Below are 17,339 nucleotides of genomic sequence, written 5' to 3' on the forward strand. Positions count from 1 at the left end.
ACAATTAGAGAATGATGCGATCTAAAAATGTTCTTTTGATTTAGTTTGGAGTAACAAATGCAGATACATGCCCTGGATATGAAAATTCTTTCTCTAATTCCGGACAAACAACGTTTCCCATATAGTGATTGCGTCCAAACACAAGTCCGTCATCTTTTACCCATTCAAAGGTTACGTCGTATCGTGTTCCGTTAAATTCAATTTGAACTCCTGTATACCATTCTTTTGCAGCCTCCAAGGTGTCAAAATAAAAGGTACTTGCCGATTTGCCATCAATGCGTTCGCCATCTTTATATACCTTGAATTCTTCCGTTTCTATTCCGATCCAAACACCACTGGCTGGCATAATAAACTCATAATACGTAGCTAATGTAGGAAAATCAGTATGACCGTTCAATTCTACGCCATTCATTTTAACGTATTTTACAGCAACATAGTCCCTTATATATGGAATGAAATAGACCTTTTGGCCGGGCTTCGCATCTTCAATCTTAGTACTTTGGTCCAATTCAGTAGCAGCAAAGGCAGTGATATTTTGATGGAAGTTTATATCTATTGGATACAGTCCTTCACTAGCTGGAATATGATTACTAAAAACAGCATCATACCATTGACTGCTATCGCAATTAAATATTAAATTGCTCGGCACTGGATTAGCATAGATGTTTCCACTGCTGGAACTCTGCAGCATCAGCCCTGGATAAAAATGGTTCACTGTAACTGTTCCAAAACACATACTATTAATCCAACTATTTCCTTTATAAAACAATACTCGATTGTCGTCTGAATAATGACCATTACTTACATTGAATACACTATCTGAGTCAGATGGACTTACAATTTTATCTCCTCCCACAAAGAGACTGCCATTACTGATTACTAATTGGGTCTTTGTGGATAAGGCATTTAATGTAGGCATAGATATTTCAGGTGAAATAGTTACATCCTCCTCCTTTATATGAGTGAATATTGAGTAGTCACCTAAAACATTCTCCTGAGACGTAAAAATATCTAATCTACCATAAACTGACAGTGCTAACTGGCCTTCACCATTATAAGTCCAATACGCCGCAAGACCTTCTTCGTTTACCGGCTGTGACAGTCCCATGAGTGATCCACTTTCCTTACTCCCTATAATAGGCTGCCCTCCAACAATTACAGTGCATCCATCCTTTAATGTCAATTGACCTGACTGCACTAAATCAGAATAGGTTGCCACTTCTACATAGGACTCACACTCCATAACAATTTGATTTTCTTCATCTGCCACCAATTCGCCTTCTTCCTCTGACGGATTAAGCTCTTTGGTTTCTTCTAAAGCTTCGTCTGTAGGTACTTCTGGTTCTGTTACATCAACTGGAGGCTCCTCTGGATTTTCTGGATTTTCTGGATTTTCTGGCCCTGGTTCATCCGGATTAACTATTGGCGGATTCTCTATATCTGGATTCTCTGGAGTTGTAATAGGAGGCTCTGGATCAGCAGGAGGAGTTTCAGGATCGGTATTCGTTTCTTCCTCCATCTTTGTATAACCTGCACGCTTTATATATACTTTTTTCACTACGTTAGAAATTCTGCCTTCATTGATGAGTTGACCGTCTTTCCCAATCTTTAAATCGGCACCTTTTCCCAAAATAATCTCAGAACCTTTTAAAACATGTATGGGGGTATTTACGGTTAAATTCTTTGAAATAAGTATTTTCTTAGTATTTTTTCGTACAGCTAAGGTGAGTGCAGCAACTGTAGACACCTTTTTTGCTCCTTTAATGGTAAAGGTCTCTTTGCCGCCTGTAAGTTTCTTCGATTTTGCAGAAATGGTTGCAGATCCGTTTCCAACAACTTTGACAATCCCGTTTTTATAAACTTTTGCCACTTTTTTATTTGACGATGTCCACTTTACCTGACTGTTCTTAACCTTTTTATTAGTCAGTTTCATTTTAGCGGCTGTACCAGTTTCCATTGCAATGACATTGGTCTTTCTCTTGACGACTGTAACACTTACTTTTTTTATAACGCTAGGTTTTGCTATTGATTTGATTGTAATGGTAGCATGACCAAGATTTTTAGCAGTAATTTTTCCTTTTGATGAGACTATCGCAACTTTCTGCTTCGATGACCGATATTGATAACCCTTTTTAGAAATGCTCTTGCTGCTAGCTGTTGGCTTTAGTTGATAGCTCTTGTTCAGTTCTAAAGTGATTTTTACTTTAGAAACCTTGATTTTTCCTTTTGAGACAGCACCAAAACTAACCGCGGTGAAACTGGTAAACACCAGCACAAAACATAATAAAACGGATATAATTTTATGAGATTTAATTTTCATTCGCTCTCCTCCTTTTTAAATATCACAATTTATTGAGATAAAAACATGGTTGCCGAATCCCAAAATAGTAACTCGTTTAGAATAGAAATCCTAAAACCTTTATTTTTTGTTCCCTTTCTATTCTACATGATTTCTTTAAGTAACGCAATTTCTTATACATAAAAAAAGAAGTAAAACCTGACTTTGCCAAGCTCTACTTCTTAATTCTTTGTAAACCAGATAGCCAGTATATTATTTGGACTTAATAACATAGCCATCAATATGACACTTCTTTTATGTTTTTAAAGTGTAGGATCACGGAACAATTCTAAGTCTGGCGGATAGAAGGTAAAGGCGACAAAGGATACGGTCATGAGTAAGAGCACACAGCCTCCGACCATTGATGCAGCCTTGGATGAAAACATCCGCTTATTCATGACGATCATGTAACTGACTAGATACGCTGCCCCAGTCGAAATGAGGAAGACCGCGATATCCAGTACCAGAGTATTAGTTCCCAGAATAGCCGTGTAACCGTAGAACAAGACCACGATCAAAATCGTACCGCAGAGCGCGCCGATGGCCTTGGCAGGCAGAAGGTTTTTGGCAATAGAGCCAAATTTCCGCTGTTCAACAAAAATCCAAAGCAGGTAAGGGAAGAAAAACAGCTTTAGATGTTGAAACGTGCTTTCGTCTGTGGCGCTGAAAATGGCGGCAATGATATTTTCGCCTGTCCACTCGTAGACGAAGTGGAGCAGACAGCCCAAAATGGATGTAAAGAAGAATCCAACTAGTTCATATTTTTTAAACATAAATTTCACCTCGTTATAGTATATCCGATTCAAATGAATTCCTTGCATAAAAAATGAATCGTTCCTGAATATGATTCAAAGATGCATAGAATTTTGAATCAAGTTTGAATTGAAAGAAAAGTGAAAAAACGATAAAAATAAAATATAGAGTACAAATTAAAAATAAAATGGATTGAGAAAGGGATTGCCTGCTTACGAAAACGCTTCGTAAATCGGCAATCCCTTTCCTGGTTTTGAGGATTTATAATTATTTTATCTCAGATAAAATCTGTTCAAATACTGCAATTGTTTGATCGATATCGGCCTCAGTGTGTGCTGTCGACAGATATAGACGGCCTCTGGCAGAGGTAATGCGAATGCCGTATTCTGTCATCCTTAAGAACAACTGGTTATACAGGCTGTAGTCTACGTTAGCAAGGCAGTCTCTGAAATCTTTGACGGGGTAATCGATGCCGGTTTGAAGCTGACAGATGGAACGGTTCGCAGTAGCATAAATTTTAACGCCGAACTTTTTACCCGTTTCCGTCAATCCGTTGGCCAAGCGGTCGCCCAGTGCTTGAAACTTTTCATATGTACCCGGTGTTTCCAGCTGCCTGATCGTTTCCAGCGCGGCTGCTACAGCAACTGGCGTTGCGTTAAATGTTCCGGAAGGATGGCCGACTTTCATGATCTCTTTTTTTCCGCAGACCATGGAGAGAGAAAAACCGCCGGCGATGGCTTTGCCAAAGACGGAGAGGTCCGGTGTCACGCCAAAGTATTCCTGCGCGCCGCCTAGAGCGAGCCTGAAGCCTGTGATTACTTCGTCAAAGATGAGAAGCACGCCGTATTCTTCGGTCAGCTTGCGCAGGCCTTCCAGGTAACCGGGCTGAGGCATGATGGGACCCTCGTCGCACATATAAGGTTCTGTAATGACAGCGGCGATTTCATGAGCGTTCTTTTCTAATAATTCTCTCATGGTCTCTAAGTTATTCCACGGTGTGATGATAATATCGTCGCAGGTTTCTTGTCTTTGACCGGCTGTACCGAAGAGACGGCTCGGTGAAGAAAGATCTCCCAAATCTTCCAGCTTGGATGCGGAAATTGTAATCTTCTGTTCATCTGCCCAGCCGTGATACTGCCCTTCGAATTTAACAATTTTCTGTTTGCCTGTAAAGGCTCTGGCTACGCGGAAAACATGCATATTGGCTTCGGTTCCCGAGCTTTGAAAGCTGACCATTTCAGCACAGGGGATGATGTCGCACAGCTTTTTAGACAGTTGCGCCAGAGAAGGCGTCAAAGTGGAAAAGTGAGAACCTCTTTCTAATTGATCCTTTACCGCACGGTTTAGAGAGTCGTTGGCATAGCCGAGAATCATAGGGCCAAAACCGCCTACATAATCGATGTATTCGTTTCCATCCACATCATACATTTTGGAACCTTTTGCATAGTTCATACAGATTGGATACTCTTCGACAGCCGCTTTGTGAAAAGAGCTGCTCACACCGTCCACCAGATAGCTGCAGGTATCCTCATATAGTTTCTTAGATCCGCTGGTATTGTACTTTTGCATTTTCTTAATCCTTTCATTGTTCTGTAATAGTTTGGTTAAGGTCATGTTGACTTGAGAAACAAATGCTGTAAATAGAAGAATGCAAAATATGTGCCAAATTGTTAAACTTTAAACGAATCCATCAGCCCATCGATGGAGTGGATAAAAATGGCACAAATTTTGCGGTATTGGTGGTCAGGTAGTTAAGATGATTTAGAAGCAAATGCAGTTTATCATAGCTGAGAACAGTTATGAAGATATCTAAAGAATCAAAATATGAAATTATAACAAGAAAAGGAGTTTATTTTATGGACGCTATGAAAAAACAGAGCGTGGAAAACGCCAACATCGAACGAGCATCTCTTGCCAAGACTCTGGGCAGAGGTGATGTATGGGCTTTAGCCTTTGGTTCCATTGTCGGTTGGGGATGGGTCATGCTGGCCGGTTCCTGGGTTACATTGGCTGGAACCGTCGGCGCGATTATCGCATTTATCGTCGCAATTGTATTCTGCAGTATCATCGGTATGGCTTATGCGGAGCTGACACCTGCGATTCCATTGGCAGGCGGTTCTCTGGTCTTTGCTTACAGAGCAGGAGGCTATACCTTTGGCTGGATCTCCGCCTGGGCGATGTGCTTTGCTTATGTCGCTGTCGCTTCTTGGGAAGGACCTGCTTTCGGCAGCGCCATTGACTATCTGGTAGGACTTCCCCAGATCGGGCATCTTTGGACGATCGAGGGTTATGACGTGTACGCGCCTTGGCTTCTTGTCAGCATCGCAGGAACCATTTTTACCATTGCCTGCCACTGGTTTGGCATGAACATCGTTGCCAAGTTTAACACCATTGCTGCCATCGCACTTGTAATCGGTGGCATCGTATTCTTTGTCGGCGGCGTAACCTTGGGAGACATGGCCAATGCGGCGCCAGCCTTTCACGGAGGCAGCGAAGGCCTGATCGCCGTGCTGCTTATGGCACCGGCTATGTTTGTCGGATTCGATGTAATCCCACAATCTGTGGAAGAGATGAATCTGCCGCTGAAGCAGATCGGTAAGCTGGTCATCTTTGCTATCTGTCTCGGCGGGTTATGGTACATCCTGATGATTCTCGGCGTGGCCTTTGGTGCGCCTGCAGAGGTGACAGCAGCCGCTTCTATTCCAGTAGCAGATGTTGCAACCTACGTATTTAATTCTAAGATCTTTGGTTCGCTGATTATCGTCGCAGGAATCGGCGGCATTTTGACCAGTTGGAACGCGATGTATCTGGGCGCTACGAGAATTCTCTTCGCCATGAGCAGAGCAAAGATGCTGCCGGCTGCCTTTGGAAAATTACATCCAAAACATAATTCACCGACGAACGCTCTTCTGCTGACAGGCGGCGTCGGCATCCTGGGCGCCCTGCTCGGAAAAAACGCCTTGAGCTGGTTTGTAGACGCAAGCTCCTTTGGCGTCGTGGTAGGCTATCTCTGTGTATCTATTGCCTTCTATGTTCTAAAATTTAAAGAACCGAATCTGGAAAGACCGTTCCGTTCACCTGGCGGCAAGTTCATGGGCATTCTGGCAATTATCGCATCCTGCGCATTTATTGTCCTCTATCTGCCGTTCGGACCTGGCGCAGGCCTGGGCATGCATGAGTGGATGATGGTCGCCCTTTGGACTGTAATCGGCATCATCCTGTACATCATAACAAAAGGGAAGTTTAAAAACGTACCAGAGGGAGAACGGGAAATGCTGATTTTCGGAGAAGATTATGCGAGAGAGGAATATCTGGACCGTTAAGTGAAATAGTATTGATCTGTCGCAGCCTGGTTATCAGGTTGCGGCAGGTACGCTTGATGGTATAATGAACGCACGATCTTACAGCTTCGCTGCAAGGAAGCGTTCATTGAATCATGACGTTCGATTGTGTTTTCAAAGGAATCGTCATGGTATAATGATTCCGCAATCTTACGGCGTTGCCGCAAGGTAGGAATCATTGAATCAAGTGCTGCGATTCTATTTTCGGTGGAATGCACATGGTATAATGATTCCACAATCTTACGGCGTTGCCGCAAGGCAGGAATCATTGAATCATGTGCTGCGATTGTATATTCAAAGGAATGCACATGTTATAATGATTCCGCAATCTTACGGTGTTGCCGCAAGGCAGGAATCATTGAATCATGTGCTGCGATTCTATTTTCAGCGGAATGCACATGATATAATAATTCTTATGAAAGGGACAGACTATGTGGTTGTTTTTAGTTATCGTTGGTTGCGTATTCATTTTTCTACTGAAACGAGGTGTCAATTGTAAGCTCCTGGTTTACTCGATGGTCCTCGGCGCAGCAGTTTTTGCCTTCAGTTACTTTTATCTGCAGCTTGCCTTAAAGGCCTGTCTGTATATGGGCGTGGTCACTATTTTTATCTGGTATCTGATGTTTAACATTTTCTATAAGATTGTCAAAAGGCAATAGATGAAAGGACGGTATATATGAATCGATTACAGCTATTAGAAAAAGCAATTGAAAACAGTTTTGACGGCGTGTTTATTGTGGACAACAAAGGCAAGGTGCTGTATGTCAACAAAGCCTATGAGAAGTTGGCTCAAAGAGGCCGAGAATGCTTTGTAGGACGGTATATGGACCAGCTGATCGATGAAGGATTGATGAAACTGTATATTTCTAAAGAGGTAATCGAGAGCGGAAAATCCATCACGCGGGCAGAAAATCTTTTATCCGGCACGGAGGTGATTGTGACCAGCACGCCGGTTTTCGACGAAGAGGAAAAGGTCATCGCCGCAGTGACCAATGTGCGCGACATTTCAGAGATTATCCGCCTGCAGGAAGAAAATATCTGCTATCGCGAAAGCTTACGCTATAATACAGTAGAAGACAAGGTGGTGGCCGTAAGCCCTGTGACAAAGGAACTGCTGCGCACGGCGAAGAAAATTGCGCAGAAGCATTCTACCGTGCTGATTACTGGCGAGACAGGCACAGGCAAAGAAGTCTTTGCAGACTATATTTTTTCCAGCAGCCAGAGAAATGAAAAACCCTTCGTTCGCATCAACTGCGGCGCCATTTCTCCAACGCTGATCGAGTCGGAGCTCTTTGGTTATGTAAAAGGGGCTTTTACTGGCGCCAGTGAAAAAGGAAAAAAGGGCGCTTTCGAAATTGCCGACGGCGGAACGATTTTTCTCGATGAGATCGGAGAACTGCCGCTGGATATGCAGGTCAAGTTTCTGCGGGTCTTGCAGGAAGGAGAGCTGACAAGAATTGGGGCGGAAAGAAGTCAAACGGTCGATGTCAGAGTGATTGCGGCTACCAACAGAAATCTGAAACAAATGGTAAAAGAAAAGACCTTTCGTGAAGACTTATATTATCGAATCAGCGTGTTGACCTTGGAATTGGCGCCGCTGCGGGAGAGAACAGAGGATATACCTGACTTGACGCGACTGTTCATCAATCAGCTCAATGAAAAATACGGCGGCCAGAAAGAGGCCACGCCGCATTTTTTGGAAGGGCTGATGGAAAGGCCATGGCCGGGCAATATACGGGAGCTGTCGAATTTTGTGGAACAACAGTACGTGATTAATGATTCCGGTGTACTGCACAGTTTCGCTACCCTGAGAAAACGTACGGCAGCAGCGCCAGCGGCGAAAAATGCAGATCAGACCGATGCGGCAGAACTGCCTTCCTTATATGCGGCGGTGGAGGAACTGGAAAAAGACTTAGTTCTGAAGGCCATGAAACGGGGCAAAACCACCCACGAGGCGGCAAAACTATTGGGCATCAGTCAGCCGACCTTTTCGAGAAAATATAATAAGTATAAAGAGTGATATCGATTATGACAGAAGGACAAATGTTAAAAAAGGTCGGTCTCATTTTTTGCGGGGGATGTAATTGTTATTATGATAGAGAGAAGGTCTGGAATCGGCTGCTTCAAAGCAGCGCAGGCCTGTATCGGGTTTCCCTTTGGGAGGAAGCGTTTGATAAAGAGGGCAGTTATGATCTGGTCGTAGTGATTAACGGCTGCTCTTCTGAATGTATGGTGAATGAAAAGTACAGGGCCACCCTGCTGGTCATTCATAATTTGAATTATGAGAATGCGGCAGAGTTGGTCGAAGAGGCGCTCCGGCGAGAGCGCGGCAGTGAAAGGAGTTAAGATGGAAAAGTTTCATTTAAAAGGAAAGACGGCGATCGTCATCGGCGGCAGCAAAGGGCTGGGTTTTGGAATGGCTACGGGTCTGGCGGAAGCCGGTGCAGACGTGGTCTTATCCAGCCGAAATCAGGCTGACCTGGACAGGGCGGCCAAAGAAATCGGAGAAAAGACGGGTGCCGATGTAATGGGGATTGCAGCAGACATCACTTCTATAGACGGAATTGAAGCCTTGGTAGAGAAAGTAGTGCAGCGTTTTGACCACATCGATATTTTACTGAACGGCGCAGGACTCAATATCAGAAAATCAGTCCTAGAATTTGAAGAAGCCGACTGGGACAAGGTGCAGGACGTGCAGTTGAAATACGTATTCTTCATGTGTCAGGCAGTTGCCAGACATATGGTAGAAAAAAAGATCAAAGGCAAGATCATCAACATCGCTTCTCTGACCAGCCAGCTGGGCCTGCCGAACATGGTGGCCTACTGCGCGGCCAAGGGTGCAATTGTCCAGCTGACAAAAGCTTTGGCTAACGAATTGGCGCCTTACGGAATCAACGCCAATGCTATCGGTCCCGGATATTACGAGACGGCTATGACGAAGCCAATCTTTGAAGACACGGCCTATGCGCAGAAGCTGCTGTCGAGAATCCCTGTAAACCGCTTCGGACTGCCGCAGGATCTGGCAGGGACGGCAGTATTCCTGGCATCAGAGGCCTCAGATTACGTGACAGGACAGGTCCTATATGTGGACGGCGGCTTTTTGGCCTGCTGAAGAACAAATTGATCATTGTAAACAATAACTGGATGACGGGCTTGCAGCAATTGCAGCCCATTATTTTTTTGCGATTCAACTTTGAATTGCACATTCAAGTTGAAAAGGTTTTGATTTAAAAATGAATTAAGTCTTCGGTGGGGCCGCGGCGGTCATGTCGAGGGGAAACCTGTTGAATTTAGAGGAATGCAGAGAATAAATCACCTGCCTGCCAGTGGCCTTATTGCGTTGGCACGCCCCTTGCGATATATAGTGATGTAAAAGTAACGCAGGAGAAATCATACGGAGGTGATGAAGGAGTGAAAGCAAAAGCGCCGCTGACTGGCATAAAGGTTCTGGATTTTACGAGGGTATATTCAGGACCCTATTGTACCATGATGCTGGCGGATCTCGGAGCAGAAGTTGTCAAAGTAGAACGAAAGGGTATCGGAGACGACACCCATCACTTTGCACCGGTCAAAGATGGTGAAAGCGCCTACTTTACTTATCTGAACCGCAATAAAAAGAGTATCGGCCTCAATCTGAAGTCAGAGGAGGGCGTAAAAATTGTAAAAGAGATGGCTGGCTGGGCGGACATCGTGGTGGAGAACTTTTCGCCAGGGGTGGTGGATAAGCTGGGAATCGGCTATAAAGATCTGAAGGAAGTGAATCCGCGGATTATTTACGGTTCAATTTCCGGTTTTGGCCAGACAGGACCATATCGAAAGAAACCAGCTTATGATGTGGTCTGCCAGGCGATGGGCGGATTTATGAATTTAACGGGTGAAAAGGACGGAAAGCCGTATAAACTGGGTCCTTCTATTGTGGATGCCTCTGCGGGTATTCATATGGCTTACGCTCTGATGGTGGCCCTCTATTACAGAGAACGAAACGGCGTCGGTCAGTTTATCGATATCGGCATGATGGATACGGCCTTCTCCACGTTAGAAAACTTCGTAGTGACCAAGACGCTGACTGGAGTGGCGCCGTCCAGAAATGGAAACGCCAATCTGGGTTCAGCGCCGTTCAACTCGTACAGGACAAAGGACGGTTATGTGACCATTGCTGTGGCCAACAACAGCCTCTTTCAGAAGCTGACAGGTGCCATGGGCAGAGAAGATCTGCTGGAAAATCCGCTGTACAAAGAGAACTATCAGCGAAAAGCAAACGAAGATCAGTTGAATCTGGAAGTTGAAAAGTGGACGATAGAACGTACTACCCACGAAATCTGTGAAATCCTCGACAAGGCAGGCGTGCCGGTAGGACCGATTTTGACCATCGACGATCTGATTGCAGATCCTCATCTGAAAGAACGAGAAATGCTGGTCGATATCGACCATCCGATTCTGGGCAGCATCACTTATCCCGGAAATCCCATCAAGATGTCAGAGTCTTCGGCTGTCGCCTTTGAGAGAGCGCCTCTCCTTGGCGAACACCAGGAGTATGTGCTAAAGGATATTTTGAAAAAAAGCAATTCGGAAATCCAGTTGTTAAAAGAGCAAAATGTAGTTTAAGGAGAATTTGAAAAATGATGAACGGACAACAGTACAAAGAGAGCTTAAAGAAGTTAAAGCCGATAATTTATTACATGGGCGAGAAGATCGACAGCGTCGTAGACCATCCCATGACAAAACCTCATGTGAATTCTGCGGCCATGACCTATGAACTGGCGCAGGACCCTCTCTACCAGAATCTGATGACGGCAGACTCCCATCTGACCGGCACCAAAGTAAACCGTTTTACCCACGTTCACCAGAGCAAAGAAGATCTGGTCAACAAGGTGAAGATGATGAGAATGATTGCCCAGAAAACAGGCACTTGTTTCCAGCGCTGCGTGGGACTGGACGCCATGAACGCCACCTTTATCACTACATATAATGTAGATAAAAAATATGGTACGGATTATCATAAAAAATTCACTGCCTGGCTGAAATATGTGCAGGAAAACGATCTGATGATAGCCGGTGCGATGACCGACGTCAAGGGCAACAGAAATAAAAAACCTTCCGGCCAGAGCGATCCGGATCTATTTACGCACATTGTAGAAAAGCGGGAAGACGGCATCGTAATCAAAGGCGCAAAAGCACACATGACTGGAATGGCCAATTCCCACGAAATGCTGATTTTGCCGACGACCAATCTGCTTGAAGGAGATGAGGCTTATGCCGTTGCCTGCGCAGTGCCTGTAGACGCAAAGGGCGTGACCCATGTATTCGGACGTCAGACCAATGATCAGAGAAGGCTGCAGGGAGATTTGGATACAGGAAACGCAGAGTACGCCATTGTCGGAGGAGAAACACTGACCGTTCTCGACAATGTGTTCGTTCCATGGGACAGAGTCTTCATGTGCGGAGAAATCGAGTTTGCCCAGGACTATGTAACCAGATTTGCAGCTTATCACAGACAGAACTACGGCGGCTGCAAAGTAGGCAACTCTGACGTATTGATCGGCGCCACTTCTCTAATTGCGAAGATGAACGGCGCGAATAAAGCCAGCCATATCAAAGATAAACTCATCGAGATGACCCACTTGGCAGAGACCATGTACTGCTGCTCATTGGCATGTTCCTATGAGGGAGTAAAAGAAGAAGCCGGCAGCTACTATGTAAATACCCTTCTGGCCAACGAAGTGAAGCTCAACTGCACGAAAAACATGTATGAGATTTCACGTCTGGCCCACGATATTGCCGGCGGCTTTATTGCCACCCTGCCGCACGAGTGGGATTTCAACTCTCCGGTCACTGGACCGCTGATTAAAAAGTACTTTGTCGGAAACGAAGAATACTCTGCCGAAGATCGCATCAAGATTGCCAGACTCTTAGAAAATATGTCCGGCGGAACGGCACTGGCAGAGTCCATGCACGGCGCAGGGTCACCCCAGGCCATGAGAATCATGATTCTCAGGGAATCCAATATGGAACAGAAAGAGGAGCTGGCGGCAAATCTAGCCCACGTCAAACTGTAATAGAAACGGAGAAAAGAGATGAGAGATGTAGTAATTGTTGAAGGCGTACGGACCGCTACTGGTTCCTTTGGCGGAAGTTTAAGCAAAATTCCCGCAGCAGTACACGGCGGAGAATGCGTCAGGGCGCTGATGGAGAGGAGCAAAATCGACCCTTCGGAAATCGATGAGGTCATCATCGGCACCCATTTTCAAGCAGGAACAAAGGCAAACCCTGCCAGACAGTGCTCCATTTATGGAGGACTTCCGGTAACTGTACCGGCCTTTACTCCGAACAAGAACTGTGCGACTGCCATGAAAGCCATGCAGTTAGCTGCGCAGTCGATCCAGGTTGGAGATAATGACGTGGTCATCGCCGGCGGCTGCGAGACCATGAGCGCCATTCCATATATTCTTCCGAAAGCCAGATTCGGCTACAGAATGGGGCAGGGAAAGATTGAAGACAGCATGCTGCACGATGGGCTGGTGGATCCTTTTATGAATTATCATATGGGCGTTACGGCGGAAAACGTAGCGGAGATGTGCAATATCACCAGAGAGATGCAGGATGAATTTGCAGTGCAGAGTCACAACAAGGCCGAAAGAGCCTGGGCTGAAGGCAAGTATGACCAGGATATCGTACCGATCAAGACCAAAGTAAAGGGTAAAGAAGTCATCTTTGATCACGACGAGACCTACAGAAAAGGCGCAACCCTGGAGAGCTTTGCGAAGTTGAAGCCGATCTTTCAAGAAAGCGGCAGCGTAACGGCAGCCAATGCTTCACCGATCAACGATGGTTCCTGCGTCATGCTGATGATGTCGGCTGAAAAAGCGGAGGAACTGGGATACCAGCCCCTTGTGAAATACGTCGGAGCCGCTTCAACTGCCCTGGATCCGTCAATTATGGGTTATGCACCAGTAAGCGCGGTGGAAAAACTGGAGAAGAAAACAGGGATCAGCCGTTACGACGTAGGCCTTTACGAACTGAATGAAGCCTTTGCGGCACAGGCGGCAGCCTGCGTGCAGGACTTAAAATTAGATCCTGAAATTGTCAACGTAAACGGCGGCGCCGTAGCCTTAGGCCATGCAGTAGGATGCACCGGCGCCAGAATCAGCCTGACTTTGATTCGCGAAATGAAAAGAAGAGGCGTGAAATACGGCGTGGCTTCCCTTTGCATCGGCGGAGGCCAGGCGATGGCGATGATGTTTGAACTTTGTGAGTAAATGGAGGCGTAGAGATGAAAATCAATCAATTATATGTAGTGGGCTCCGGAGCCATGGGTTCCGGAATCGCGCAGACTGCAATAACCCACGGCATAGAAGTAATGATGAATGATATCAGTCCTGAACTGATTGAAAAAGGCTACTTCAAGATCAAGAAAAACTTGGAAAAGGCTGTCGCTAAGAATCGGATGACTGAAGATGAAATGAGAGACGCTTTAGGAAGACTGTGCATCACGGTAGAATTAGAGGACGCAAAAACAGCGGATTTCGTCATCGAGGCGGCTACAGAAAACCGTCAGATCAAGCTGGATATCTTTAAAAAGCTTGATGAAATCTGCAAGCCGGAGGCGATTTTGGCTTCCAATACTTCTTCCATTCCGATTACAGAAATTGCTTCCGTCACAAACCGTCCGCAACAGGTGGTGGGAACCCACTTCTTCAATCCGGTGCCGTCCATGAAGCTGTTGGAACTGATTGTCGGACACGTGACCAGTGACCAAACCTTTGCGATAGCAGAAGCGCTGGGCAAAACCCTGGATAAAGTGACAATTAAATCCATTGATAAAGGCGGATTTGTCGTTAACCGACTGGTAGATCCCTTTATCAATGAAGCCGTTTTCATGTTGGAAGAAGGCGTCGGAACGGCAGAGGATATTGACAACGGCTGCAAATTCGGTCTCAATCACCCGATGGGACCTCTGGCCTTGGGCGATATGATCGGCTGGGATGTGATGCTGGCAGTGATGGAGGTTCTCTATGCAGAATATGGAGACACCAAATACAGGCCGGCGCCGCTGATGCGCAGAATGGTCAGAGCGGGACATCTGGGCGTGAAAACGGGAAAAGGCGTTTACGATTATACAAAGAAGTAGTATAGAGAGGTAAAAGATGGAATATAAGAACATCCTATTAGAGGAAAAAGAAGGCATTGCCTATGTGACCCTCAACCGGCCAAAGGCCCTCAACGCACTGAACACCGAGGTGCTCAGTGAACTGGATTCTGCCTTCAGATATATCGACAAAACGGAAGACATTCGCACAGTTATCGTAACGGGCAGCGGCAGAGCTTTCATAGCAGGCGCTGACATCGCACAGATGAGTGCCCTTGACGGCACCGAAGGACGAGATATGACCATCCAGGGACAGAAGGTCATGGAACTCATAGAGAACATCAACAAGCCGGTCATTGCGGCGGTAAACGGCTTCGCTCTGGGCGGCGGCTGTGAACTTGCCATGGCCTGCGACGTAAGATTCGCTTCTGAAAAGGCAAAATTTGGCCAGCCGGAAGTGAATCTGGGCATCATCCCCGGATATGGAGGGACACAACGCTTACCGAGACTGGTCGGAAAGGGTATGGCAAAATATCTGATTTACAGCGCTGAGCTGATCAGCGCACAAGAAGCGAAAGAAATCGGACTCGTACAGAAAGTAGTGCCTGCTGAAGAACTGATGGCCGAGGCGGAGAAATTCGCCAGGACAATCATGGCCAAGGCACCTGTCGCAATTAAAATGGCCAAGGTGGCCATCAATAACGGAATGAATTTAGATTTGAACTCAGGAGTCGCTTATGAAGCGGAGGCCTATACCAGCACCTTCGTGTCCAGCGACAGAGTGGAAGGCATGAGAGCGTTTGTTGAAAAACGCGAAGCACAGTTCAAAGGAAAATAAATGGAGGTATCATATGGATTTCAAATTGTCAAAAACACATCTGCTCCAACAGGAAATGTTCCGCAGATTTGCTGAAAACGAAGTAAAACCCCTTGCCGAGGAAATGGACGAGACTGAAGTCTTCAACAGAGATCTTTTGGCAAAGCTGCAGAAATACGGCTTGATGGGAATCCCATATTCAAAGGAATACGGCGGTGTGGGCGGAGATTATCTGGCATACACCCTCTGCATGGAGGAGATTTCTAAGGTGGATGCCAGCACCGGCGTTACCATTTCTGTACATACATCTTTGGCCTGTTCCTGTATCGATTCTTTTGGAACAGAAGAACAGAAGCAGAACTTCTTAAGACCCCTGGTAGACGGATCAAAGGTCGGCTGCTTTGGTTTGACAGAACCAAATGCCGGCTCGGATGCTGCTGGACAGCAGACAAAGGCTGTTTACGATGAGGCCTCTGACGAATACATCATCAACGGCGGCAAAATCTTTACCACAAACTCGGGTTTTGCTGACACGTTTATCGTCTTTGCCATGACTGATAAGTCTCAGGGAACCAAAGGCATTTCCGCTTTTGTCGTCGAAAAAGAGATGCCGGGAGTCACAGTGGGTGAGAACATCAGAAGAATGGGTATCCGTGCAGCGTCTAACTGCGAAGTATCCTATGAAAACGTGAGAGTACCGGCCGCCAACAGATTAGGCAGAGAAGGCCAGGGCTTCAAGATTGCCATGAAGGCCCTTGACGGCGGCCGCATCGGTATTGCCGCCCAGGCGGTGGGAATCGCACAGGGCGCTTTGAACGAGGCGGTTAAATATGTGAAAGAAAGAAAACAGTTTGGAAGAAGTATCTCCAAATTTCAGACGACACAGTTCAAGGCAGCCGACATGCAGACCAAGATCGATGCAGCGAGACTGCTGACGTGGAGAGCTGCAAAAGCCAAGGATGACGGGGAAAATTATGGTCCTTATGCGGCTATGGCAAAGCTTATGGCGTCAGACGTGGCAAATGAGGTTTGCCGTGAAGCTGTCCAGCTCATGGGCGGATATGGTTACTGCAGAGAGTACCCGGTTGAAAGAGCGCTGAGAGATGCTAAGATTACGGAGATCTACGAAGGTACCTCCGAGGTCATGAAGATGGTCATCTCAGGTGCGATGAAAGTTGTCTAAAGGAAGAAAGGAGACTAGAAAAGTATGAAAATTATCGTTTGCATTAAACAGGTTCCAGATACCAATGAAGTGAAGCTGGATCCCAAGACAAACACTTTGATCCGTGACGGCGTACCCAGCATCATCAATCATGACGACAAGGCAGGTCTGGAAGCTGCCTTACAGATAAAGGAGCAGACAGGCGCCACGGTTACAGCCGTATGCATGGGACCTCCCCAGGCAGACGTGGCTCTTCGTGAAGCGCTGGCTATGGGCTGTGACGAAGCGTATCTGATTTCGGGCAGAGAATTCGGCGGTTCAGACACTTGTGCGACCGCCATCATCATTTCGGCAGCGCTGAAGAAAATTGGTTATGACCTGATTATCACGGGAAGACAGGCCATCGACGGCGATACGGCGCAGGTAGGCCCGCAGATTGCAGAGAACCTGGGAATCCCACAGATTTCTTATGCGGAAGACGTGCAGATCGATGGAGATGTGTTAACTGTAAAGAGGCAGTATGAAGACCGCTATCACATCATTGAAGTCAAACTGCCTTGCCTGCTGACGGCCCTGCAGGAATTGGCAGAACCCAGATATATGCACGCTGGCGGCATCGTCGACGCATATGAAAAGGATATCCCGGTCATCACCTTTGACGATATTAAAGACTCCATCAATCCTGCACACATCGGGCTCAAGGGATCGCCGACCAATGTGGTCAAATCCTTTACAAAACAGGCTAAGGGAGCAGGCGCAATCCTCAATGTCGAGCCGGATGAAGCCGTAGAGGAAATCATGAAATGCCTCGCAGAGAAACACATTATTTAATTGAAAGGAGC

At 46.2% G+C, this 17,339-nt stretch carries 14 protein-coding genes; 11 read left to right on the forward strand and 3 right to left on the reverse strand.

The annotated features are described in order from the left end of the window. Positions 1–40: 40 nt before the first annotated feature. From BN6539_RS13065 to BN6539_RS13075, 3 genes are all read right to left on the reverse strand, one after another. On the reverse strand, positions 41–2,320 hold the full coding sequence (locus BN6539_RS13065) for an Ig-like domain-containing protein (protein ID WP_067539349.1): 2,280 nt from the start codon (positions 2,318–2,320) through the stop codon (positions 41–43). A 281-nt stretch (positions 2,321–2,601) separates the two neighbouring features. Beyond that, the gene (locus BN6539_RS13070; protein ID WP_067539351.1) at positions 2,602–3,111 is read right to left on the reverse strand and encodes a DUF6512 family protein; all 510 of its coding nucleotides are present in this window, start codon (positions 3,109–3,111) and stop codon (positions 2,602–2,604) included. 247 nt (positions 3,112–3,358) lie between these two features. Continuing rightward, a complete protein-coding gene (locus BN6539_RS13075; RefSeq protein ID WP_067539354.1) occupies positions 3,359–4,660 on the reverse strand; it encodes an aspartate aminotransferase family protein in 1,302 nt (433 codons plus the stop codon). A gap of 287 nt (positions 4,661–4,947) precedes the next feature. Between BN6539_RS13075 and BN6539_RS13080 the strand changes: the two genes are divergently transcribed. The 11 genes from BN6539_RS13080 (at position 4,948) to BN6539_RS13130 (ending at position 17,328) form a co-directional block, all read left to right on the forward strand. Then, positions 4,948–6,414, forward strand: coding sequence for an APC family permease (locus BN6539_RS13080; protein ID WP_182435442.1), 1,467 nt, complete (start codon positions 4,948–4,950; stop codon positions 6,412–6,414). Between the two features lie 694 nt (positions 6,415–7,108). Continuing rightward, entirely contained in the window at positions 7,109–8,452 is a 1,344-nt protein-coding gene (locus BN6539_RS13085) for a sigma-54 interaction domain-containing protein (RefSeq protein WP_067539357.1), read from the forward strand. An 8-nt stretch (positions 8,453–8,460) separates the two neighbouring features. Further along, entirely contained in the window at positions 8,461–8,778 is a 318-nt protein-coding gene (locus BN6539_RS13090) for a hypothetical protein (RefSeq protein WP_148484493.1), read from the forward strand. A 1-nt stretch (position 8,779) separates the two neighbouring features. Further along, positions 8,780–9,544 carry a glucose 1-dehydrogenase gene (locus tag BN6539_RS13095; RefSeq protein ID WP_067539363.1) on the forward strand — a complete coding sequence of 255 codons (765 nt, stop codon included), beginning with the start codon at positions 8,780–8,782 and terminating at the stop codon, positions 9,542–9,544. 299 nt (positions 9,545–9,843) lie between these two features. Then, the gene (locus BN6539_RS13100; RefSeq protein WP_067539366.1) at positions 9,844–11,037 is read left to right on the forward strand and encodes a CaiB/BaiF CoA transferase family protein; all 1,194 of its coding nucleotides are present in this window, start codon (positions 9,844–9,846) and stop codon (positions 11,035–11,037) included. 14 nt (positions 11,038–11,051) lie between these two features. Then, positions 11,052–12,488 (forward strand): 4-hydroxyphenylacetate 3-hydroxylase family protein, encoded by a 1,437-nt coding sequence (locus BN6539_RS13105; RefSeq protein ID WP_067539369.1) that lies wholly within the window; start codon positions 11,052–11,054, stop codon positions 12,486–12,488. Between the two features lie 18 nt (positions 12,489–12,506). Then, positions 12,507–13,688 carry a thiolase family protein gene (locus BN6539_RS13110; RefSeq protein WP_067539372.1) on the forward strand — a complete coding sequence of 394 codons (1,182 nt, stop codon included), beginning with the start codon at positions 12,507–12,509 and terminating at the stop codon, positions 13,686–13,688. A gap of 14 nt (positions 13,689–13,702) precedes the next feature. Beyond that, entirely contained in the window at positions 13,703–14,560 is an 858-nt protein-coding gene (locus BN6539_RS13115; RefSeq protein ID WP_067539375.1) for a 3-hydroxybutyryl-CoA dehydrogenase, read from the forward strand. 16 nt (positions 14,561–14,576) lie between these two features. Next, complete coding sequence (locus BN6539_RS13120) at positions 14,577–15,356, forward strand: enoyl-CoA hydratase-related protein (protein WP_067539378.1); 780 nt, start codon at positions 14,577–14,579, stop codon at positions 15,354–15,356. Positions 15,357–15,369: 13 nt separating this feature from the next. Continuing rightward, a complete protein-coding gene (locus BN6539_RS13125; RefSeq protein WP_067539381.1) occupies positions 15,370–16,518 on the forward strand; it encodes an acyl-CoA dehydrogenase family protein in 1,149 nt (382 codons plus the stop codon). 24 nt (positions 16,519–16,542) lie between these two features. Then, on the forward strand, positions 16,543–17,328 hold the full coding sequence (locus BN6539_RS13130; protein WP_067539384.1) for an electron transfer flavoprotein subunit beta/FixA family protein: 786 nt from the start codon (positions 16,543–16,545) through the stop codon (positions 17,326–17,328). The last annotated feature ends 11 nt before the right edge of the window (positions 17,329–17,339 follow it).

This window comes from Emergencia timonensis, from assembly GCF_900086585.1.
Lineage (GTDB): Bacteria > Bacillota > Clostridia > Peptostreptococcales > Anaerovoracaceae > Senimuribacter > Senimuribacter timonensis.